This window comes from Halobacillus sp. ABD4_316 (genome assembly GCF_056161385.1).
The window spans coordinates 292,083-313,838 of the sequence record NZ_JBSWZA010000003.1; the positions used below are offsets into that span (position 1 = coordinate 292,083).

General features: G+C 47.3%; 18 protein-coding genes. 5 read left to right on the top strand and 13 right to left on the bottom strand.

All coding sequences use genetic code 11. The features are described 5' to 3' along the window. Positions 1-166: 166 nt before the first annotated feature. Positions 167-511: a PadR family transcriptional regulator gene (locus ACXAJH_RS13990; RefSeq protein WP_474994297.1), complete on the top strand. Its 345-nt coding sequence runs from the start codon at positions 167-169 to the stop codon at positions 509-511. Further along, positions 498-1,532 (top strand): HAAS signaling domain-containing protein, encoded by a 1,035-nt coding sequence (locus tag ACXAJH_RS13995; RefSeq protein ID WP_474994299.1) that lies wholly within the window; start codon positions 498-500, stop codon positions 1,530-1,532. Before ACXAJH_RS13990 ends, ACXAJH_RS13995 begins: the two co-directional genes overlap by 14 nt. Before the next feature lie 99 nt (positions 1,533-1,631). Here the strand turns inward: ACXAJH_RS13995 and ACXAJH_RS14000 are convergent, their stop codons facing one another. Further along, a complete protein-coding gene (locus ACXAJH_RS14000; protein ID WP_474994301.1) occupies positions 1,632-2,858 on the bottom strand; it encodes a DUF819 family protein in 1,227 nt (408 codons plus the stop codon). A gap of 472 nt (positions 2,859-3,330) precedes the next feature. Here ACXAJH_RS14000 and ACXAJH_RS14005 point away from each other — a divergent pair, with 472 nt between their 5' ends. Continuing rightward, a complete protein-coding gene (locus ACXAJH_RS14005; RefSeq protein WP_474972037.1) occupies positions 3,331-4,914 on the top strand; it encodes a BCCT family transporter in 1,584 nt (527 codons plus the stop codon). 181 nt (positions 4,915-5,095) lie between these two features. Beyond that, positions 5,096-5,773 carry a hypothetical protein gene (locus tag ACXAJH_RS14010; RefSeq protein WP_474994302.1) on the top strand — a complete coding sequence of 226 codons (678 nt, stop codon included), beginning with the start codon at positions 5,096-5,098 and terminating at the stop codon, positions 5,771-5,773. A 136-nt stretch (positions 5,774-5,909) separates the two neighbouring features. On the opposite strand, the gene cudC is transcribed toward ACXAJH_RS14010, so the two are convergent. The 3 genes from cudC to betB form a co-directional block, all read right to left on the bottom strand. Continuing rightward, positions 5,910-6,467, bottom strand: a complete 558-nt coding sequence (gene cudC, locus ACXAJH_RS14015; RefSeq protein WP_160839581.1) for a choline uptake/conversion transcriptional regulator CudC — start codon at positions 6,465-6,467, stop codon at positions 5,910-5,912. Between the two features lie 140 nt (positions 6,468-6,607). Then, positions 6,608-8,293 (bottom strand): choline dehydrogenase, encoded by a 1,686-nt coding sequence (gene betA / locus ACXAJH_RS14020; protein WP_474967427.1) that lies wholly within the window; start codon positions 8,291-8,293, stop codon positions 6,608-6,610. Positions 8,294-8,331: 38 nt separating this feature from the next. After that, entirely contained in the window at positions 8,332-9,792 is a 1,461-nt protein-coding gene (gene betB / locus ACXAJH_RS14025; protein ID WP_474994475.1) for a betaine-aldehyde dehydrogenase, read from the bottom strand. A 405-nt stretch (positions 9,793-10,197) separates the two neighbouring features. Between betB and ACXAJH_RS14030 the strand changes: the two genes are divergently transcribed. After that, positions 10,198-11,829 (top strand): high affinity choline transporter 1, encoded by a 1,632-nt coding sequence (locus tag ACXAJH_RS14030; protein WP_474967426.1) that lies wholly within the window; start codon positions 10,198-10,200, stop codon positions 11,827-11,829. Between the two features lie 159 nt (positions 11,830-11,988). Here the strand turns inward: ACXAJH_RS14030 and ACXAJH_RS14035 are convergent, their stop codons facing one another. The 9 genes from ACXAJH_RS14035 to putP all read right to left on the bottom strand — a co-directional run bounded on the left by ACXAJH_RS14035 (position 11,989) and on the right by putP (position 21,278). After that, positions 11,989-12,207: a hypothetical protein gene (locus tag ACXAJH_RS14035; RefSeq protein ID WP_160841340.1), complete on the bottom strand. Its 219-nt coding sequence runs from the start codon at positions 12,205-12,207 to the stop codon at positions 11,989-11,991. A 66-nt stretch (positions 12,208-12,273) separates the two neighbouring features. Continuing rightward, complete coding sequence (locus ACXAJH_RS14040; RefSeq protein WP_474972038.1) at positions 12,274-12,717, bottom strand: carbohydrate-binding protein; 444 nt, start codon at positions 12,715-12,717, stop codon at positions 12,274-12,276. Positions 12,718-12,936: 219 nt separating this feature from the next. Next, complete coding sequence (locus ACXAJH_RS14045) at positions 12,937-13,224, bottom strand: YkvS family protein (RefSeq protein ID WP_474967424.1); 288 nt, start codon at positions 13,222-13,224, stop codon at positions 12,937-12,939. A gap of 267 nt (positions 13,225-13,491) precedes the next feature. Then, on the bottom strand, positions 13,492-14,874 hold the full coding sequence (rlmD, locus tag ACXAJH_RS14050) for a 23S rRNA (uracil(1939)-C(5))-methyltransferase RlmD (protein ID WP_474994304.1): 1,383 nt from the start codon (positions 14,872-14,874) through the stop codon (positions 13,492-13,494). Between the two features lie 372 nt (positions 14,875-15,246). After that, positions 15,247-16,152: a diacylglycerol kinase gene (locus ACXAJH_RS14055; RefSeq protein ID WP_474967412.1), complete on the bottom strand. Its 906-nt coding sequence runs from the start codon at positions 16,150-16,152 to the stop codon at positions 15,247-15,249. Between the two features lie 162 nt (positions 16,153-16,314). Next, a complete protein-coding gene (gatB, locus tag ACXAJH_RS14060) occupies positions 16,315-17,745 on the bottom strand; it encodes an Asp-tRNA(Asn)/Glu-tRNA(Gln) amidotransferase subunit GatB (protein WP_027955740.1) in 1,431 nt (476 codons plus the stop codon). After that, positions 17,742-19,214, bottom strand: coding sequence for an Asp-tRNA(Asn)/Glu-tRNA(Gln) amidotransferase subunit GatA (gene gatA / locus ACXAJH_RS14065; protein ID WP_474967411.1), 1,473 nt, complete (start codon positions 19,212-19,214; stop codon positions 17,742-17,744). Before gatA ends, gatB begins: the two co-directional genes overlap by 4 nt. A 12-nt stretch (positions 19,215-19,226) precedes the next feature. Continuing rightward, positions 19,227-19,517 carry an Asp-tRNA(Asn)/Glu-tRNA(Gln) amidotransferase subunit GatC gene (gene gatC / locus ACXAJH_RS14070; protein WP_160839217.1) on the bottom strand — a complete coding sequence of 97 codons (291 nt, stop codon included), beginning with the start codon at positions 19,515-19,517 and terminating at the stop codon, positions 19,227-19,229. 249 nt (positions 19,518-19,766) lie between these two features. Then, the gene (gene putP / locus ACXAJH_RS14075; protein WP_474967410.1) at positions 19,767-21,278 is read right to left on the bottom strand and encodes a sodium/proline symporter PutP; all 1,512 of its coding nucleotides are present in this window, start codon (positions 21,276-21,278) and stop codon (positions 19,767-19,769) included. Positions 21,279-21,756 lie beyond the last annotated feature (478 nt).

Sequence of the window (21,756 nt, forward strand, 5' to 3'; positions counted from 1 at the left end):
AGCAAGGTCCGGCTCGAAATATCTTGAATTCGTAAGCACCTTTTTCTGAAAGGTGTTTTTTTCATGGGATTCTTCGTTATGAAAATACAGTTGCACATCCAATACTGTATGACATATACTATGAGTAGATAGTGTTTGTCGTACAGTATACAGAGGAGTGAAGATTTTGAGTCAACTATTGAACTCGCTGCTGACCGAACAACGAAGAGGAAATCTGACGTTAGCGGTTTTGAGCCAGCTGCGTACGCCGCAATATGGATACTCTCTCGTGAAACGATTAGAAGGATCGGGCATCACCATCGAACAGAGCACGCTTTATCCTCTGCTGCGCCGGCTGGAAAAAAAAAATCTCGTCACGAGCAGCTGGGATACGTCAGAGTCCCGCCCCCGGAAGTATTATGTACTGAGTGATTACGGGGAAGACATTTTTCAAACCTTGAAGGAAGAATGGAAAAAAGCGACAAACGAATTGTTCCAACTACTGGAGGAGGAGAACAATGAAATGGATTGAGGTCTACTTACAAGAAGTTGAGCGCCGGCTTCCAGAAAAGAACCGGGAGGACATCCTGCTTGAGATCCAATCGACCATCCAGGATATGCTTCCAGAGAACCCTTCCGAAAATGACGTCAAAAACGTCCTTCAGGAACTGGGCGACCCTGTAAAGCTTGCCCATGGCTATAGTGAAAAGCCGATGCATCTGATCGGTCCCCGTTATTATGATCTTTATATCTCCCTCATCAAATTGATTCTGCCGATTGCGATTACCGTCTCATTGATCACTCTACTCGCTGAAAATATCATAGGGAATGTTGAGGAAACGAGCTTAATTGCGATGATCCTCTCCATTGTTGGTAATGGTCTATGGCTGATCCTTTCGGTAGGCATGCAGGTCTTTTTCTGGATCACGGTCATATTCGCCCTGATTGAGCGTGTCGATTTCAGCACCGAAGACGAAGAACCGACGTCTTCACGTAAAGCATGGACACCGGAAAAGCTGAAAAAAGTCTCGCACACCCCGAAAAAACGTGCGATACCTCAATGGGAAGTGTATGGGGCCATTATTTGGACAGCAATTTGGTCAACTGTCTACTTCCATGCCGACCAATTGTTAGGGATCTATGAAAACCAGGGAGAAGGACTGACCTACATCACACCCGCTTTAAACCAGGATGTCCTGCTCAGCTATTGGCCCGGGATTGTCCTTGTGATTGGTTTAGAAATAGCCTTAGCTCTTTATAAGCTGTTGAAGAAAGAATGGAGCAAAGATGTCGTTTGGTTCAACACGATACAGGAACTCCTGTCTACAGGTATTTTCGTTTGGATCATTACGGATGAAAAACTCTTCCAATCAGCCTTCATCAACTATATCTCTGACCTCTTCCAATGGAATTCCGCTCAAGTCGCGGATGGTCTGGCTTGGAGAATCGCCGCCATTTTTATCATTTTTGCTGTATGGAACATTCTTGATGGCTTCATCAAGTACAAAAAAGGCGTGAAGAAGACTAAGCTGAAAAATGAATTCAGTCCATAACACAGGAAAAGGTGACCCATGCTGCCAAGGGTCACCTTTTCCTGTCTGAACCTGCTGTTGTTACAGGAGGAGAGTTTTTTTATCCCCACCTTATTAACATTACATCAAATTTTGAAACCAGAACCCAAGTCCCGTGCCTATGTAGTTTCCAATGATGTACCCGAGCGTACCTACAAGAAGAATCGGCACGATCAGTTTATGCCAGCCTTTGGCAATCGCCATGGCTGCAGCTGTTGTGGGACCCCCCATATTTGCATTACTTGCAAGAAGAGTTTCTTCTAAACTAAATTTAAATAGTTTACCCAAAACCAGAGAGACTATCACATTCATTAGAACGATGATTAAAACAAATACCAATAACAATGGTGATGTTGTGACTACGATAGCGATGGAAGCCGGTACCCCGATGACGACAAAGAATAAATAAATCAAGAACGTCCCAAGTTCCTGTGTTCCTTTGATGCTTTCGAATTGTCTGGGGAACAACGAAACGACCAGCACTGTCAGTGTCGTAAGCATCAGATAACGATCACCAATGATACCGCCCAGCACCTGATAAATGATGCTTACATCCTCCCCACCAGGAAGGACTCCCGCAAAAAAGTCAGCGAGATTAAAGGATACTGTAACAAGGGCGAATGCACTCGCCACGCTGATCGCAATATCTTTTAAGGATATTTCCTTTCCTTTCCAAAAAGAAGCGGCCTGCGTTTCACCTTCATCACCGGTAACGCCCGATTCCACCTCGTCCATATGAGGGGTTCTGAATGTGTCCCGGAAGAATGAAAATGTCGGAATAGCCATCAAAACAAAGAAGAAGGTGGCCATCATCATATTATCTGCAACCACGGTAGCCGAAACAAGTTCACTGGGCGTATCGAATTTTGCTGCCATGGCGGCAAAGTTTACGCCACCACCTGTATAAGAACCTGCCATCATGGCACCAATTTTATCCAAATGGGGAATCACATCTCTTAAAAGCATAAACGAGAGAATGGTACCGGCGACCGTACCGATGGAACTTAACAGGAATATCGTCAGCATCCGTCCACTTTCCTGCCAAACCTTCTTAATATTCGCCTGAAACAATAGCAACGGTATCGCCAACGGCACGACATAATTCCATACCGCATCATACACACTCGACTCTAGTGGAATGACATTTAAATTAGCTAAGACCATGGCTCCAATCAAAGCTATGATGGCTCCGGAAATTTTGGATGCCCATTTGTACTTTTGCTCCAAATAAATACTGATGGCCGCCCATCCTGTCAGAAACGACCAAAGCGCCCACGTATTGTCTGACGATATGAACGTGTGATCCAATTGATTCACCTCTTTGTTTTGTTTTCAAATAAAACTACACCAATCATTTTTCCTTATTTTGGTTAACTATCATTATACATGAAGCGGAAAACAGTATTAAGGCAATCTATTATTCAATTCTCCTATCGTCTGATATGTACTGATCAACTCTCCTGTGAGAAGTCGTGGATTTACATAAACGAAGGTACTTTTCTACTAAAAGCGAAAGGAGACCTCTGTTTCTTCATAGATTTTATGCTCTCCCTCAACTACATCCACTCAGCTGTTAAAAGCTTTAACATCCTATCAATCTTTGCCTTCCTTCCTTTTTGACGAGTTGTCCGAACATCTCTATAATTAATCCCTATGTGAAATAAACGTCTTATAACCAGAGGAGCATTCGTTTTCTGAACGTCTAAAGAACAAAGCCATTATCCATCAACGTCTTCACAATATATTAACTATCACAGGTTAAAAACCTAGGGGGAAAATAATGAACGAAAAAACGGACAGGAAAACAAGAATTGACTGGATTACATTCAGCATCAGCGGAGGCTTTCTCGTCTTATTTTTACTGATGTCTCTTTTAAACAAAGACCTTACGGGAGAATGGATCTCAAGCTCATTCGACTTTTCTGTTACATTCTTTGGTGTCTTCTGGCAGCTGCTGCTGCTTGCTACTTTCGTAGTGGGCGTTGCGCTTGCCTTGTCGAAATATGGAAAAGTGAAATTAGGAAAAAAGGATACGCCTGAAAACGGATGGTTCCGCTGGGTCTCGATGATTCTTTGTACACTGCTTGCCAGTGGCGGAGTCTTCTGGGCTGCCGGAGAACCGATCTATCACTTTTTAACAACCCCGCCACTGTTTGCTGATGAGGGAATGACAAGAGCACAAGCCGTCGTCCCCGGCTTAGCGCAGAGCTTTTTCCACTGGGGCTTTACCGCATGGGCTTGTTTAGGAACTATCGCTACCATCGTCCTGATGTATGCGCACTACCATAAAGGGTACCCGCTAAAACCACGTGCGATCTTGTATCCGATGGTCGGCGAGAAAATTTTCAACAAGAAAAGTGTTGTCGGAGCAGCTGCTGACATCGTTTCTGTCATTGCTGTTGCCGCTGGAACCATTGGACCGATCGGCTTCTTAGGCTTACAAGTCGGTTATGCGCTCAACTATTTATTCAATATCCCGGACACCCTGTTTACGCAGTCCATTGTCATTATTTTTCTTGTGACGATCGCTGCCGTTTCAGCGGCTTCCGGTGTAGATAAAGGGATTCAACTGCTCAGCCGTCTCAACGTAGGATTCGCTGTCGTTCTAATGATCGGCATGCTTATTCTCGGGCCGACGATGTTCATCATCGATTCATTCGTCGCCGCCGAAGCTTTCCAAATCCAGAACTTCCTGCGAATGAGTCTTTACCGCGGAGATAGCGGCTGGCTCGGTTATTGGACGGTCTTCTTCTGGGGCTGGTTCCTCGGTTTCGGACCTGCAATGGCGATGTTCATCAGCCGTATTTCCAGAGGCCGTACCATTCGCCAGCTGATCCTTGCCGTAGCGATCCTCGCTCCGATCGTAAGTAACTTCTGGTTTGCCGTTGTCGGAGGTTCCGGTCTGTTTTACGAACTGGAATCACCAGGAGCCGTTTCAACCGCTCTCAATGAAACAGGCATGCCTGCCGCTGTTATGGCGATTATGGAGCAAGTACCATTCGGAATGGTCATGGCTGCAGGCTTCTTGATTGTCACGATCATTTTCGTGGCGACAACCGCTGACTCGATGTCTTATTCCGTCGCCGTCACACTTACAGGCGATACCCACCCGCCACGTGTCCTGCGCGTGTTCTGGGCTCTGTTGTTCGGAGGCATCGCCGCAGCGCTCCTCGGTATTGGGGAAAGCAGTATCCAAACGCTGCAGAACTTCATCGTTGTCACTGCTGTACCCGTTTCACTGCTGTTACTGCCACCTGTCTGGCTCGCACCGAAAGTAGCGAAACAGATGGCGAGGGAGCAGGGGCTGATTGCTGAACAAAGTGCCGCTGTACCCGTTGAGGAAAAAGAACGTAAAACATCATAATTAAATGTAAAGCCGCTATTCTCATCTATACGATAGAATAGCGGCTTTTTTGTCTGTCCAGATGATTCACTGATACAATTCCACCAACAAATCATTGACTTATATGGAAGAAAATATAAAATTACTAGTAAGATGTCCGCGTTGCCTGTATCAGGCTCCACTACTTTTAAGGGGGAAACTTATGAAACGTTCACTCTTCATCCTGTTTGTCAGTGTCTTCTTGATGGCTTTGAGCGCCTGTGGTACAGAAGAAAGTTCAGGATCAGATACCACCGCTGATGATGCTTCAAGTACAGAAGGAACAGAACAAGGTACGGATACTGAAAGCAAAGAGACAGATGCTCCTGAAACCATGACGGCAGAAGAAAACGAAAATAAGGATGCCAAGGTTGGGGATACAGTCACTTCTGAAGCAGGTGAACAAACGATGGTCAGCCGCACTGATGATGTCGGAACATTTGAAAGCGGCCCTATTAGCCTTACTATTGAAAAGGTCAATGGAGTCTCCGGCACCTTAAAAGGTGAAGCCGCAGCTCTTATGGATAAGGAAGAAATCGAATACATCCAAGTCGATATGAAAACAAGCAATTCTTCTGAGGATCATATTTCCTTTTATGCTTCCCAGGCTGTAATGACTACGAATACGGGAGAGCAGCTAGAGCCTGACATGCTTATGAGTGATCATATCGATGGCGAATATTTAGGTCAAGTGAACAAAGAAGGCACTTCCTTCTACATCCTGAAGAATTCAAAAGCTGAAGATGTGGAGTCGATTACGCTGTATTACAGTGCAGCTCAGAACGAGAATTTTGAAAATATCGGAGAAGAAATTGAAGTAGACGTAAAACTTAATAAATAATGGCTCCAATAAGAAAAGCTCCCTTGATCGATGAAGGGAGCTTTTCCTATCCTGCTTTGGTTATTTCGATATCCTTTGCATGCGTCCGACTCCCCGCTTTCACAGTGGTAAAGAAGAAAGAGTCAGCCACAGTCAATCACTTACTATCTGCATCCGGTTCCTCAACAGGCAGGAAGTCGAATATCTCACCGGAATCGATAGAATCAGACAGACGCTCCAACCACTTGCAGTACTTGCGGTAATCCTCAAGCTGCTCATAATTGATCCTTGCTCGTTCTACCGTCGCTTCGTCCGCCTCCTCATCTTCCATGACCTGCTGAAGAATCTCCCCTGCATAGTCAATGGCCGACAAGTTAAGCTTGGCCTCACGTTCCCACTTGCTTCCGAAAAAGCGGGAGAAATATTTAAAGAAATTCTTCTCCGCCATAAAGGAATCCTTGCGGGACCCTTTCCGCCAAACTTTATGGATGATGCTGACCTCCTGAAGGTTCCGGACGGCAATACTCATACTCGGCTTACTCATCCCAAGGTCGTCCTTCATATCATCAAGCGTCATCGGCTCATGTTTAAAATACATTCTCGCAAATAACCTTCCCGTTGACGGAGTGATGCCATACAGGTCCATTGTTTCAGCGATCGAATTGACAACAGCGCTCTCTGCTTCCTCAATTCGTGCCTCCAGGTTTCTTTTCAAAGAACCGCCTCCACTTTCTTCATTACCTTTTAAACGTTTAAATCATTCAATTTCATTAATACGCTCTTTCTATAATATAAATCGAAAGCAGGGGCTATACAAGCCCCTGCCTTCATATGGCAGTTTATTCAAGCCGCAACTCAGCCTTTAATCGATCCCGCATCTGCTGGATGGACACCATGCTGGTAATAGTCCATATGCTCAGCTTCAAGCGGTTTTCTGCCTCGGATAATATCTGCCGCCTTTTCGGCAAGCATCAGGACAGGTGCGTGGATGTTCCCGTTGGTGACATAAGGCATAGCGGATGCATCGACGACACGCAGGTTATCAAGGCCATGAACTTTCATACTCTTCGGATCAACGACGGCCATCGGATCGGATTTTGGTCCCATTTTCGCTGTGCAGCTTGGATGCAGAGCCGTTTCCGCATCTTCTGCCACCCAGTCAAGAATTTCTTCTTCAGTCTGAGCCGCCGGCCCCGGAGAAATTTCTCCTCCGTTGAATGGCTTCATTGCCGGCTGGGACATGATTTCACGAGTCACACGGACAGCCTCGATCCATTCACGTTTGTCCTGTTCCGTTGAAAGGTAGTTGTAAACCATGCTCGGATGAGCTTTCGGATCATTGGAGCGGATCTTCAATGAACCACGAGCATCTGAATACATAGGTCCGATGTGAACCTGGAAGCCGTGTTTGACCGGCGCTTTTTCCCCATCATAGCGCACAGCTACCGGAAGGAAATGATACATCAGGTTCGGATAATCGACGTCATCATTGGAACGGGCGAAACCGCCGCCTTCAAAGTGGTTCGTCGCAGCAGGACCTTTACGCCCCATGATCCACTGCAAACCGATCCATGGCATCTTCAGCTTGTTCAAGTTCGGCTGCTCAGAAACTGGCTGCAGACTCTCATGCTGGATATACACTTCAAGGTGGTCCTGAAGATTCTCTCCAACTCCTGGAAGATGCACTTTCGGAGTCACTCCTACAGAGCGTAGGTGTTCTTGATCACCGACGCCGGAAAGCTGAAGCATCTGCGGCGTATTGATCGCACCGCCCGAAAGGATGACCTCCCCAGCCCTTACGTAGTGCTCTTTACCATTTCGTTTGAACGTCAGGCCTCGCGCTTTCCCATTATGGATATCTATGTGCTGAACGAAAGCTCTGGTTTTCACGGTAAGATTTTTCCGCTTCATTGCCGGGTGCAGATACGCACGGGATGCAGACATGCGCCGCCCTTTATAGACGTGCTTGTCAAAAGGTCCGAAACCTTCCTGACGAAAACCGTTAACATCCGGCGTCCGGGCATGACCGGCTTCGGCAGCTGCATTGAAAAAGGCTTGGAAAAGCGGATTCGTTGCAGGACCGCGCTCCAATTTCACCGGACCATTATGACCGCGGTATGGATCGTTTTTATCCGAGCCGAGGGCGTTCTCCAAACGTTTGAAGTAAGGCAGGCAGTGGGAGAAATCCCACTCTTCCATCCCATCGTCCGCTCCCCAGCGCTCATAGTCCTTCGGATTCCCGCGTTGATAAATCATGCCATTGATCGAGCTTGATCCTCCGAGCATTTTACCACGGGCATGCTTGATACGCCGTCCTTTCATATAAGGCTCAGGGTCAGATTCATATTTCCAGTCATACAGGGATTTACCTGCCGGAAATGGCAGGGCTGCCGGCATCTGAACAAGTAGATCCCAAGCATAATCACTTCGTCCCGCTTCAAGTACAAGGACATCTTTCTTTCCATCTTCAGTCAGTCGGTCTGCGAGGACCGAACCTGCACTTCCGGCACCGATGATGACAATATCATAAGATTCTTTCATGATAACAGCCTCCTTAACATTGTTGTCATGTATTTAAATCAAGCCTTAAACCAATGGATCGGTTCAGGATTCACGTTACGGAAAATATGTTTTGTTTCTGTATATTCTTCAAGTCCCGGTTTACCAAGTTCACGGCCGATTCCGGATTGTTTATATCCACCCCAGGGCGCTTGTGCGAAATACGGGTGGAAGTCATTGATCCATACCGTTCCCATGCGCAGCTTACCTGCTATACGTTCGGCTTTGTCGATATCCTGTGTAAACACAGCACCAGCCAGCCCATAAATGGAATCATTCGCAAGCTTCACGGATTCCTCTTCCGTTTGGAAACGTTCGATCGTCAATACAGGGCCAAATACTTCCTCCTGCACGATCCTCATATCTGTCGTGCACTCTGTGAAAATCGTCGGCAGGTAGAAAAAACCGTCCTGAAGTTCAGGATTCTCCGGCCGTGCGCCTCCGACAAGCAGTTTTGCGCCTTCTTCCTTCCCGATTTCCACATAATTTTCGACCTTTTCGCGGTGTTCCGCTGAGATGAGAGGTCCGGATTGAGTATCTTCATCAAAACCGTTCCCCAGCTTAATACGCTCCGCCCGCTTCTTCAGCTCCTCTACAAACCGATCATGGATGGAATTTTCCAGGATTAATCTCGCTCCGGCAGAACACACCTGTCCGGCGTGGAAAAAGACCGCGTTCAGTGCCTGATCGACGGCTGTTTCGAAATCAGCGTCTGCAAAGACAATATTCGGGTTCTTGCCACCAAGTTCAAGCGCGATGTTCTTCACATTGCCACTCGCGGTCTGTATAATTCTCTTTCCGGTTTCAATGCCTCCAGTGAAAGAAATCAAATCAACGTCGTGGCTTTCTGCAAGCTCGTTCCCTACCGTTGCCCCCGGTCCCATCACGAGGTTGACGACACCTTTCGGGAAGCCGGTTTCTTCCATCAGTTCTGTTACTTTCAAAGTTGTGAGCGGAGTAATTTCACTAGGCTTCAATACGATGGTATTGCCTGCCGCCAATGCCGGTGCGATTTTCCACGCCGCTTGTAGAAGCGGATAATTCCATGGAGTAATCTGCCCGCAGACACCCACCGGTTCGCGGACGACTTTGCTTTGACTGTCGGGAATCGGGGATTCGATGACTTCTCCGCCATCCTTATCTGCCAGGCCTGCGAAGTACCGGAACACACCGGCAATGTCTTCCATATCCGCACGGCTTTCTTCTAATGTTTTACCAGTATCCAGCGTTTCGAGTTCAGCAAGTTCTTCTTTATCCCGTTCAATCAGTTCTGCGATACGAAAGACTTTTTGGCCGCGCTCGGCTCCCGGAGTATCACTCCACTCCCCATTGTCGAATGCTTCTCTCGCAGCCGCGATCGCAAGCTTCGCGTCCTCAGCATCCCCTTCCGCCACTTGGGCAATGACTTCCTGATTGAAGGGATTGATGATATCTCTCACCTTTTCAGACGCTGCGTTGACCCACGCTCCATTAATGTACATGTATTTCAACGTGAAACCTCCTTGTTTTTAATTTATTTATTTTATTTAATTTTTTTTAAACGAAATGAACAATTTGATCGTAACGTAAAATAGGAACCTTGTAAACCTATAGATGCGATTTTTAAAATCATATAAAAAACACAGATGAAGAAAAAGATTTTCACCTTTCTTTATTACTTATGATTATCCCTTCCATCGACGAAATGATCTCCAAAATATACCGAATCGAACTGTTGACAAACTTTCATTCTACGTTAGTGTAAATAGGTGCAGGTATGTTTAATAATTATTAAACGTTTTAAAACAATTAACAGGAACCGGTTCCATAGAAAGTTTTACATCGAAAAAAGAACTGTTCACCTTTCGAACAGTTCGATACAACCAATATGTAAAAGGAGTGATTCGGTGCAGCAGACAGTCACAAAACAGGAACAGAAATATGGTAATTCAGGATTATTAGGCTTCTTAGGCTTACTTGCCATCGTCGCCATTTATGTAGGAATTGCAGGTAAAGATGTGAACTGGGGAGCGTTGGCCTTCATGTTTCTCTCATATGCCATCATCTTCTATATAGGTGTCATCACCGCTGGAAAAAAATCCGACAGCGCCAAGGATATGATGGTCGCCGGTCGTTCCATGCCGTTATGGGTCGCTATGTTCACGATGACTGCGACATGGGTCGGCGGCGGATATATCGCCGGAACAGCCGAAACGACGTTTGCCTCAGGAATCGTATGGGCGCAGGCCCCTTGGGGATACGGCCTCAGTTTAATCATAGGCGGGATTTTCTATGCCCGTAAGATGAGAAGGCACGAATTCACGACAATGCTCGATCCGCTGGAGGTTCGCTTCGGTAAGAAGGTGGCAGGTGTTCTATACTTACCAGCCCTGCTCGGGGAACTATTCTGGAGTGCCGCCATCCTCGTTGCACTCGGAACAACATTCGGTCTGATTCTCGGACTCGACTTCAATACATCGATCATCATTTCCGCGATTATCGCCGTCGCTTACACCTTTGTCGGAGGTATGTGGTCCGTCGCTCTTACAGACGTAGCCCAGATCATCATGATCCTCATCGGGTTGTTCCTCGTCGTTCCGTTCGCCCTTTCTGAAGCAGGCGGTGTCGGACAAGCATGGGGAGCTTACAAAGATGGAATGGCCGGGTTTGCGAACCTTCTTCCTCCTCTTGATGGCTGGAACCATCCGGACTGGGGAAATTATTACTGGAACTGGTGGGATTATGCCTTACTGCTTATCTTCGGAGGTATTCCGTGGCAGGTATATTTCCAGCGTGTGCTTTCATCAAAAAATGAAAAGACAGCGATGTGGCTGTCCATCGCAGCAGGTATCCTGTGTATCGTACTAGCCGTACCCGCTGTTATGATCGGTGTCGCAGGCTTCTCTGCCGATTGGGCGAGCTATGGAATCGAAGGACCCGGTTCCGCTTCCGAAATTCTCGCTTACGTCATCAACTATATGTCGCCCTACGGGATTGCGATCATCGCCCTGGGTGCTGTAGCCGCAGCCGTCATGTCATCGATGGACTCTTCCATCCTATCCGCATCATCCATGGCAGCCTGGAACATCTACCGTCCACTCATCAAGCCGAAAGCGACAGGTAAGGATATTAAAGGCACCATCCGTTTATCCATCATCATCATCGGACTAGCCGCAACCATCGTCGCTTTAAATATCGACAGTGTCTACACACTTTGGTATTTATGTGCCGATCTCGTCTACTGTATGCTTTTCCCTCAGTTGACAACTGCGTTGTTCGATAAAAAAGCAAATACATATGGAGCCGTTGCAGGACTGACGGTTTCTTTCATTCTGCGTTTCGGCGGAGGAGAACCCGCACTCGGATTGCCGGCATTTCTTCCCTATCCGATGATTGAAGACGGCGTGGTCCTTTTCCCATTCCGTACGCTTGCAATGGTAGGCGGCCTGCTGACGATCATCATCGTTTCACGGCTCACACAGAAATCATGCCCTCCACAGCCTTTAACTAAGCTGAAAACAGAGGTAAAAAGCGAGTAAATCAAATAAAACCCGTCTACGCCTTAAAGCGCGGACGGGTTTTATTTTTACATAAGGATGAATTCTCAGCCAAGAGATTTCAAACAAGTGATTTCTTGTTTATACGTTCTATGTTTCTCATTCATCAATGCAGGCTGTAGAGAAGTGGACATTATTTCATCAGGGGTTTCCATCCCCTCCCATGGGCGGGTTGTCTCTTGGTCCTGTATGCCTCGTATTCTCTTCATAGACCTTTTCTCTTCCTCTTTTTTGATGCTTATTCAATTCATCGCCGTAAAATCGGTTGGTATTCCCTCCGAATTTATCCCGGATCATTCCCCATAAAATAGGCAGACCGAGCAAACTCAGAATGATCAGCAGAAACACGCCTCCACTCATATCCTTCCACCCACTTTCGCTTTGTTCCTTATCTATACGATTAGAAGGGGAATCAGGTTTCATACTCTATTGGATCATCACAGGAAGCGTGTACGAACCGGTTCCATTCTCCCATTCAGCGAAAACTTCAATCGTATACCGGCCTTCTGAATCCGGAAGAGTCACCTGTTCATTTTCAATCGGAAGCTCCTCCTGCCTTCCTTCATCATCCCAGATAAAAGCGGAGAGTTCCGGTGTTTTTCCACTGCTGAATGTGATCACTGCAGTCTTGTCACCGCCTGACGGTGCCGCTTCAACATTGTCAGCAATGTCGTAAGGTGTTCCGGCATCCGCTGTCACTTGGCTGTCCGAAAACACCCCCTCTTTGGTCCATTCATACGTGCCTTTCGCCATCTCCGTCACTTCTTTATTCATCGTCATAAAACCGTCCGGCGGTTCTGAAGTTCCGGAGCAGGCTGTAAGCAGCGCCCCTGTTAAAATTATCAGCCACAAAGCTGTTATCTTTTTCATTTCTCTCACCTCTGAAGTTTACTCTACCTATAAAGAGTACACCATTTTGCTGAGGTATGGATAGTTCAAAACACATATCAAGCATTCATTTTCATTCCTATGTGTTGAAGCTGTCTAATGACCATGGGATTCAAGCGTTTCCAGGACTTCTCCGCGTATAAAAAAGCACCACACTTGTCGAGTGCGGTGCTTCTTATCCGTATACAGCAGAGGCCGGACTTACTTTTTGCTGCGTTTTTTAATGGTGTAGTTCTTATGAGCAACAACGGTCTTTTCGAAGTCAAAATTGCGCTCGTGGAAATCTTCCATGATGGTAAGATCGCAGACAACGGAGTTTGCCGGATTCGTAGAAGTAACGACAGCTTCCAGCTGCTGGCCGTCTCTTTTGAAAGTAATGATATCCCCGTCGTTTGCTTTATTTTCTTCTTTTATTTTCTCTGCTTCTTCTGCTTCTTTCTTATTAAAGGCAGCATCAACAAGGCCTTTACTTAGGTTTTCATCAGCCATTGGAATTCCCCTTCCTAATTGAGTGTAGTTTCGATTTCGATTATGCCATGATTCAGGCAGAGGTTTCCTATATCTATACCCTTAATCACAGACTCTCATTCGCTCTACTGAATTTTTCAGACACGATTTTTTCAATGTCTGATTGTCAGCACCGTTCACACTGTACAATAATGCGGACCGGGTACGAAAGTCATCAGCTTTGATGAAGACTATAAATTTTCTCGTTTTGGTTGAACGTCGTTTCATTACTTCAGAAGTCCTGGAGTCTTACTTTTCTTTCTTCTCCAACCATGTTACACACTCCACGTGGCTCGTCTGCGGGAACATATCCACCGGCTGAACTTCCTTCGTCTCATAGCCGCCATCTTCCAGCACCTTAAGATCTCTCGCAAGCGTCGATGGATTACAGGAGACATAAACAATACGCTCCGGTTCCATATCAAGCATCGCTTTCAACAGCTCTTCGTCACAGCCTTTACGCGGAGGGTCGACAACGATCACATCTGGACGTAGCCCTTGGTTACGCCACCATGGCATCAGTTTTTCTGCTTCACCGACGAAGAAGTCGGCATTGTCCATCTTGTTAAGACGCGCATTCTTTTTCGCATCAGTGACGGCTTCCGGTACGATTTCAACGCCATACACTTTTTTCGCTTTCTGAGCTAAGAAAAGAGAGATGGTTCCGATGCCGCAGTAAGCGTCAATGACGGTTTCGCCGCCTCGTAGATCCGCATATTCCAACGCTTTATCATACAACGTTTTCGTCTGAGTCGGATTGACCTGATAGAACGATTTTGGTGAGATCATGAATTTGATGTCACCGATCGTATCGTAAATGTACTCATCGCCCCAAAGGACGTTCGTTTCTTTTCCTAAAATGACATTCGTTCTCGCGCTGTTCACGTTATGAACGATGGACTTCACAGTTGGAAATGCATCGCGGATCTCACTGATCATTTCATCTTTATGAGGCAGTTTTTTCGTTTTCGTTACGATGACGATCATAATGTCATTCGTATTCTTCCCTGTGCGGACCATGATGTGACGGAGCACACCTCGGTGGGTCTGTTCGTCATAGGCATCCAGGCCGTGCTTGGATGCGATACGGCGGACGGTTTCCACCATGCGGTCGTTCACTTCGTCCTGGATTAGACACGTATCCATATCAATGATGTTGTGGCTGCGCTTTTGATAGAATCCGGTCATCAATTCACCGTCTTCCTTCTGTCCGACCGGGATCTGTACTTTATTGCGGTAGCGCCACGGATCTTCCATCCCCATCGTCGGGTGGACAGGCACGTGTTCCAGATGCCCGATTTTCTTCATGTTGTCTTTGACCTGCTTCTGCTTCATATCGAGCTGCATCTGGTAGCTCATATGCTGAAGCTGGCAGCCTCCGCATTGATAGAATACGTCACACGGCGGCTCGACACGGTGTTCACTTTCCTCGCTCACCTTCAAGAGTTTACCGAAGCCGAAGTTCTTTTTCACTTTCACGACCTTCACATCAGCCGTCTCGCCGGGAAGGCCATACGGTACGAAAAGCGGATAGCCATCAACTTTCCCTACCCCATTGCCTTCATGCGTCAAATCCTCAAACGTCACTTGTATCGTCTCATTCTTCTGTACAGGCGGCTTCACCTTCGCCATCATTCATCCGTCCTTTATCTATATACTCTAACCGTAGTTTATCATATCCCTAAGTGCGAAGTCGCCCTGATAGCTGCGACAAGCATAAGAACGCCGATTATGAAAAGTGATCTTCCTTTTCACAATCGGTGGACTTATGACCTCGAGCAGCTGGGCGACGCAGCCGGATATCTTTATGTGCGGAGTCGCCCCGACAGCTGCGACAAGCATAAGAACAGCGGAACTGAAAAGCGTTCTTCCTTTTCAGAGCCGGTGGACTTATGACCTCGAGCAGCTTGTGGAGGCCTGCGGACTTCTACCTCAAACAATTCCCTCACGAGCACTTACAAACAAAAGAAAAGAACGCCACTGTTCCAACAGCAGCGCTCCCCCTTATTCTTCTTCCTTGAACTTATCTTCCGGTACAAAAAACTCCAGATGCCTGTATAAATTGACAAATTCCCCGGGCAATAATCCACCGAATTCCCCGTCAATATTCAGCTGCATCTTTTCATCCGTCTTCACTTTCACACGGCTGGCCGTGGTGTGGATGAACTTCGGATGGTTCAGGTGATTTCCCTGAATCGCGAGCGTGGCCAGACGGGCAAACTCGGCGACGTTCATTTTTTCGATGATCATCAGATCGAACAGGCCGTCATCCATACGTGCGGACGGAGCCAGTTTCTCAAGTCCGCCGACGGAGTTCGTGTTACTGACGAGAAACAGCATGATTTCTCCTTCATACCATTTGCCGTCATACTCGATTTCTACACGGGTCGGACGGATGGATGGCAGCATTTCGATGCCTTTCAAGTAATAGGCAAGCTGACCGATCATCGTCTTCAGTTTACTTGGTACTTCATAGGAAACTTCGGTGATCTTTCCCCCACCGGATATGTTCATGAAGTACTGATCATTCACGCGTCCGATATCAAGAGGGTGGGTATAATCCTCAAGGATGATATCGACGGCTTTATGGATGTTTCTTGGGATGTGCAAGGCACGGGCAAAATCGTTGGTAGTCCCGACTGGAATGACGCCGAGCTTCGGTTTATGGTCCTGTTCGGCAAGTCCGTTGATCACTTCATTAATGGTTCCGTCGCCTCCTGCGGCTACAACGACGTCGAACTCCTGCTCGACGGCATAACGGGCGGCCTCAGCGGCATCGCCGGCACACGTTGTGGCATGCGCGGAGGTTTCATAGCCGGACTGTTCGAATCTCTGTAATATGTCCGGGAGAACCTTGCGAATGAGTTCTCGTCCAGAGGTCGGGTTATATATAATTCGGGCACGTTTCATCATATGACCCCCTTTATCCAAGCTTGTTCCATCATACATCATATCTTTTTTTCCTGTTTTTGCAAACTTTATATAGTATATGACCGTTCGTCCTAAACCATACGAAAGCACGCACCCGGGAGTGCGTGCTTCGTCCCTCTATGATTCAGTCCAGGCTTCGTTTCAGCGCTTATCCATTTCTGCCAGAATGATTTTGTTTACCATCGGCGGGTTGGCCTGGCCTTTGGTTTCCTTCATTACCTGGCCGACGAGGAATCCGAGGGCGCGGTCTTTACCATTTTTGTAGTCTTCGATGGACTGCGGGTTGTTGTCCATGATTTTCACGATGATTTCCGTCAGCTGGCCTTCATCGGAAATTTGAACAAGTCCTTTATCCTTAACGATTTTCTCTGGATCGCCGCCGTTTTCCACAAGCTCTGTGAAGACTTTCTTGGCGATTTTAGAAGAAATCGTACCGTCTTCGATCAGCTGAATCATTTTAGCAAGAGATTCAGGTGTCAAAGCAAGGTCGGACAATTCTTTATAGTGCTTGTTCATGTAGGCGGATACTTCACCCATCATCCAGTTGGACGCCTGTTTCACATCAGCACCCTGACCAATCGCTTCTTCGAAGAAATCGGAAAGCTCTTTGCTGTTGGTGAGAACCATTGCGTCATAAGCGGGCAGCTCAAGCTCCTCGATGTAACGCTTCTTACGGGCATCCGGAAGCTCAGGGATTTCCGCACGGATGCGCTCTTTCCACGCCTCATCGATGTAAAGCGGGACAAGGTCCGGCTCTGGGAAGTAACGGTAGTCATCCGAACCTTCCTTCACACGCATCAGGATCGTTTCCTTCGTCTGCTCGTCATAACGACGGGTTTCCTGAAGGATTTCGCCGCCTTTCAGCAGCTCCTGTTCCTGACGCTTCTCTTCGAATTCCAACCCTTTTTGAACGAAGGAGAAGGAGTTCAAGTTTTTGAGCTCGGTTTTCGTACCGAATTCTTCCTGACCGATCGGACGGATGGAAAGGTTGGCGTCACAACGCAGAGAACCTTCTTCCATCTTACAGTCGGAAACGCCTGTGTACTGGATGATGTTTTTCAATGCTTCCAGGTAGGCGTATGCTTCTTTCGGAGAACGGATATCCGGCTCGGATACGATCTCAACAAGCGGTGTACCCTGACGGTTGTAGTCGACAAGGGAGTAGCCGTCGTCGCTGTGCGTCAGTTTACCCGCGTCTTCTTCCATGTGAAGACGGGTAATACCGATGCGCTTTTTCTTTCCATCGACTTCGATGTCGATGTAGCCGTTCTCTCCGATCGGCTTATCAAACTGGGAGATCTGATAAGCTTTCGGGTTGTCCGGATAGAAATAGTTCTTACGGTCGAACTTCGTGTCTTCCGCAATGTCACAGTTCAGGGCCATGGCCGCTTTCATAGCGAAGTTCACCGCTTCTTCGTTCAGCACAGGAAGAACGCCCGGATACCCAAGGTCGATCGGGTTGACGTTCGTATTCGGATCATCTCCGAACATGTTCGGAGACGGGCTGAAGATTTTGGATTCGGTTTTCAGTTCTACGTGGACTTCAAGTCCAATGATCGTTTCAAAGTTCATGAGCGCGCACCTCCAAGGGACGGGCGTTGGGTATGGTAATCGGTAGCCTGCTCGAAGGCGTGAGCGGCACGGTAGACAGTACCTTCGTCAAAGTGTTTTCCGATGATCTGCAGTCCGATCGGCAGTCCTTCACTGGAGAAGCCGCAAGGAATGGAGATCCCCGGAACACCGGCAAGGTTGACGGGAATCGTCAAGATGTCGTTGGCATACATCGTCATTGGATCGTCCACTTTGTCGCCGACTTTAAAGGCTGGTGTCGGTGTTGTCGGTCCAACGATGACATCGTAGTCTTCGAAAACTTTTTCGAAATCGTTCTTAATAAGGGTACGTACCTGCTGGGCTTTCTTGTAATACGCATCGTAGTAACCGGAGCTCAGCGCGAATGTTCCAAGCATGATCCGTCGTTTCACTTCGTCACCGAAGCCTTCTGCGCGGGAACGCTTGAACATATCCAGCATAGACTCCGCATCTTCCGCACGCTTGCCGTAGCGGACACCGTCAAAACGGGCCAGGTTGGCAGACGCTTCTGAAGAAGAAAGCAGGTAGTACGTGGAAAGCGCATATTTGGAGTGCGGCAGGGAAACTTCTTCCCATGTCGCGCCCATTTTTTCGTATTCTTTCAGGGCAGCCTGAACCGCTTCTTTCACCTCAGGAGCGACACCTTCAGCAAGGTATTCCTTCGGTACAGCGATTTTCAAGCCTTTCACATCACCTGTCAGAGCCTCTGTATAGTTTGGCACTTCTACATTGGCAGATGTCGAATCCATTTTGTCATGACCGGCAATCGTTTCCAGAAGGAACGCGTTATCTTCGACATTGCGTGTGATTGGTCCGATCTGATCAAGAGAGGATGCGAAAGCAATCAATCCGAAACGGGAGACACGGCCGTATGTCGGCTTCAATCCGACCACACCACAGTAAGCGGCCGGCTGACGGATGGAACCACCGGTATCGGAACCAAGAGAATAAGGGACTTCGCCTGCAGCAACAGCCGCCGCAGAACCACCACTGGAGCCACCTGGGACATAATCCGTGTTCCACGGGTTACGCACAGCAGCATAGCTGGAGTTCTCGTTGGAAGAACCCATTGCGAACTCGTCCATATTCAATTTACCAATCGTGACGGACTTCGCGTCGTTCAGCTTGTTGACAACGGTTGCGTCATACAATGGATCGTTCAGGTTGGACAAAATCTGGCTTCCGGCTGTCGTACGAAGCCCTTTCGTTACGATGTTGTCCTTCACGCCGATGGGCAGACCGAACAGCTTCTCCGCTGCCGTTCCGCGCTCAGCATCCAGTTCTGCTGCTTTCGTCATGGCGGCTTCTTTATTCAGTGTGATGAAAGCCTGGATCTCTTCATCCACTTCGTCAATGCGCTTGTAGGATTCCTCTACAAGGTCCGTCACTGAGATTTCTTTATTATGTAGCTTCTCCTGAAGCTCTTTTAACGTGTACTCAAATAAAGACATCGTTGAACCTCCTTATTCCAAAATGGATGGGACTTTGAATTGTCCGTCCTGTTTGTCTGGTGCATTTTTCAGTGCATCATCCTGGGTGATCCACTTCTTCGGCTCGTCCTTACGCATGACGTTTTTAAGGTCAAGGACGTGGGTTGTCGGCTCAACGCCTGTTGTATCGAGCTCATTCAGCTGTTCAGCATAGGTAATAATGTCATCCAGCTGTTTTGTGAATGTTGCTGCTTCTTCATCCGTGATCGCAAGACGCGCAAGATTCGCGACGTGCTTCACTTCATCTTTACTGATTCTGGACATAATGCGACCTCCATTTCGATCTCACATAATATATGATCATACCAAATTTAAGAATCCATTTTCAACGTACGTAACACACCTTTTCTATCTTAACATATCCACCGCCCCCTGTCTTTTTCCGTACGGATGGAAATTGACCACCGTTTCTGACAGAAAATTGAACACCAGGATGGAAGGCAGCCCCTCTTTTTTAAACCTGCTCAAACATAAAAAATCCCCGGTCCAGCGACCGGGGATGATACTAGAAACTCAGCGTCTAGCTGCTTCATTGAATTCTTCAATGATTTCTTTCGGCGGTGTACCCATCAGACTGACAATCACCGTAGCAAGGGTGCTCAACAGGAATCCTGGTACGATTTCATAAAGATCGAAGATACCGCCGCTCAGGAAGTCACCCCAGATGACAACAGTGACGGCACCGACGATAATACCGGCGAGCGCCCCGTTACGGGTGATGCCTTTCCAGAACAAGGACAGGATGATGATCGGACCGAAAGCGGCACCGAAACCAGCCCATGCATAGGATACAAGTCCAAGAACGGTGCTGTCCGGGTTACCGGCAAGAAGCACGGCAATGAGAGCAATACCGGCTACGGCAACACGTCCGACCCATACCAATTCTTTTTCTGTAGCGTTTTTACGGAACAACGCCTTGTAGAAGTCCTCTGCCAGTGCAGAAGAAGATACAAGAAGCTGGGAGTCAATCGTACTCATGATCGCAGACAAGATGGCTGCCAACAGGATACCCGCAATGATCGGGTGGAACAGGATCTGAGAGAACGTGATGAAGATCTTCTCAGAGTCGGCAAGCATCTGGATGCCGCCTTCTGTAATGACTTCAGCATTAAACGTGGACAAGTCCGCTACATCAGCTGTGTTGATGTAGGCAAGTCCGAATAAACCGGTGAAAATGGCACCGTACAGGCCGAGAACCATCCAGCCGATACCAATCAGACGGGCTTTCGGTACATCCTTAGGTGAACGAAGCGCCATAAAACGAACAAGAATGTGCGGCTGACCGAAGTAACCAAGTCCCCAGGCAAGGGAGGAAATGATAGCCAGAGCACCGACACCCTGTACCATGTTCAAGTGGGATGGATCAATCTGGGCAACAGCGTCTGTCGCTGCGCTCCATCCACCAAGCTCAGATACAGCCACAATCGGCACAGCGATAAGAGCAAGGAACATCAGAATTCCCTGGACGAAGTCTGTCCAGCTTACAGCAAGGAAGCCTCCAAGGAACGTATAAGAAATAGTTACGATCGCGCCGAGCCATAAAGCCTGTGTATAGCTTAAGGCAAATGAAGCTTCAAACAGCTTCGCACCGGCGACCATACCGGAGGAAGTATAGAAGGTGAAAAATAATAGAATGACAAATGCAGATATAACACGCAGAACGTGGGAGTTGTCACGGAAGCGGTTCTCAAGATAGTCAGGAACTGTAATCGAGTCATTCGCAACCTCTGTAAATACACGAAGACGACGCGCGACAAACTGCCAGTTTAAGTAGGCACCGATCGCAAGACCGACACCGATCCACGCTTCAGACAATCCGGAAGCATAAATCGCACCCGGCAGGCCTAACAGCAGCCAGCCACTCATATCAGAGGCACCGGCGGATAGTGCGGCTACTCCTGGTCCTAAACGACGACCGCCTAAAACATAATCGGATAAATCAGATGTTAGACGATATGCGGCAAATCCGATACCCAGCATACCGATTAAATAAATGATAAACGTTATTAACGTTGCAGTACTCATGGTTTGTTATTCGCTCCTCTCAGTAAATAGGGAAATAAGTGATAGAATAATTAGTATTGGCATTGGGACGAACAACCAGAACCAGGTCGCCCCGGCGATGGATGCTGATGCTGCAGTCGCGAGCTCAAACAAGTGGTTCACCTCCTTCAAGACTTATGATATACAATGTTATGCATTTGTACCGACTTATGGTTCTTGAGTCACAAAGACTCAGGGAAACCAAACACGGATACAACTATATCATATAACTTTTGACTGAACATTGCAAAAATTTACATATTTTTACCTATTTAAATAAATATCCGTTAATCATGCATAATAATGCGTATATACGATGTTTTAATGATATTCATTCACAAAATTTCTTCAAAAAAATTTCATCACTTTGGTTAAAATAGGGAATTATCCCCTTTTCTCTGCCTCTTTAGTATGTACTTCTGCCTTATAAAAAAACCCCTCCTCTTATGTTGGATAAAAG

Coding starts and splice junctions, on each gene's coding strand:
- betA (WP_474967427.1), bottom strand. CDS start 8,293: ATGAAAGAATCTTATGATATTGTCATCATCGGTGCCGGAAGTGCAGGT.
- ACXAJH_RS14010 (WP_474994302.1), top strand. CDS start 5,096: ATGAAACGTTCACTCTTCATCCTGTTTGTCAGTGTCTTCTTGATGGCT.
- ACXAJH_RS14005 (WP_474972037.1), top strand. CDS start 3,331: ATGAACGAAAAAACGGACAGGAAAACAAGAATTGACTGGATTACATTC.
- putP (WP_474967410.1), bottom strand. CDS start 21,278: ATGAGTACTGCAACGTTAATAACGTTTATCATTTATTTAATCGGTATG.
- ACXAJH_RS14055 (WP_474967412.1), bottom strand. CDS start 16,152: ATGAAACGTGCCCGAATTATATATAACCCGACCTCTGGACGAGAACTC.
- ACXAJH_RS14040 (WP_474972038.1), bottom strand. CDS start 12,717: ATGAAAAAGATAACAGCTTTGTGGCTGATAATTTTAACAGGGGCGCTG.
- gatC (WP_160839217.1), bottom strand. CDS start 19,517: ATGTCCAGAATCAGTAAAGATGAAGTGAAGCACGTCGCGAATCTTGCG.
- betB (WP_474994475.1), bottom strand. CDS start 9,792: ATGTACATTAATGGAGCGTGGGTCAACGCAGCGTCTGAAAAGGTGAGA.
- gatB (WP_027955740.1), bottom strand. CDS start 17,745: ATGAACTTTGAAACGATCATTGGACTTGAAGTCCACGTAGAACTGAAA.
- ACXAJH_RS13995 (WP_474994299.1), top strand. CDS start 498: ATGAAATGGATTGAGGTCTACTTACAAGAAGTTGAGCGCCGGCTTCCA.
- ACXAJH_RS14045 (WP_474967424.1), bottom strand. CDS start 13,224: ATGGCTGATGAAAACCTAAGTAAAGGCCTTGTTGATGCTGCCTTTAAT.
- gatA (WP_474967411.1), bottom strand. CDS start 19,214: ATGTCTTTATTTGAGTACACGTTAAAAGAGCTTCAGGAGAAGCTACAT.
- rlmD (WP_474994304.1), bottom strand. CDS start 14,874: ATGGCGAAGGTGAAGCCGCCTGTACAGAAGAATGAGACGATACAAGTG.
- ACXAJH_RS14035 (WP_160841340.1), bottom strand. CDS start 12,207: ATGAGTGGAGGCGTGTTTCTGCTGATCATTCTGAGTTTGCTCGGTCTG.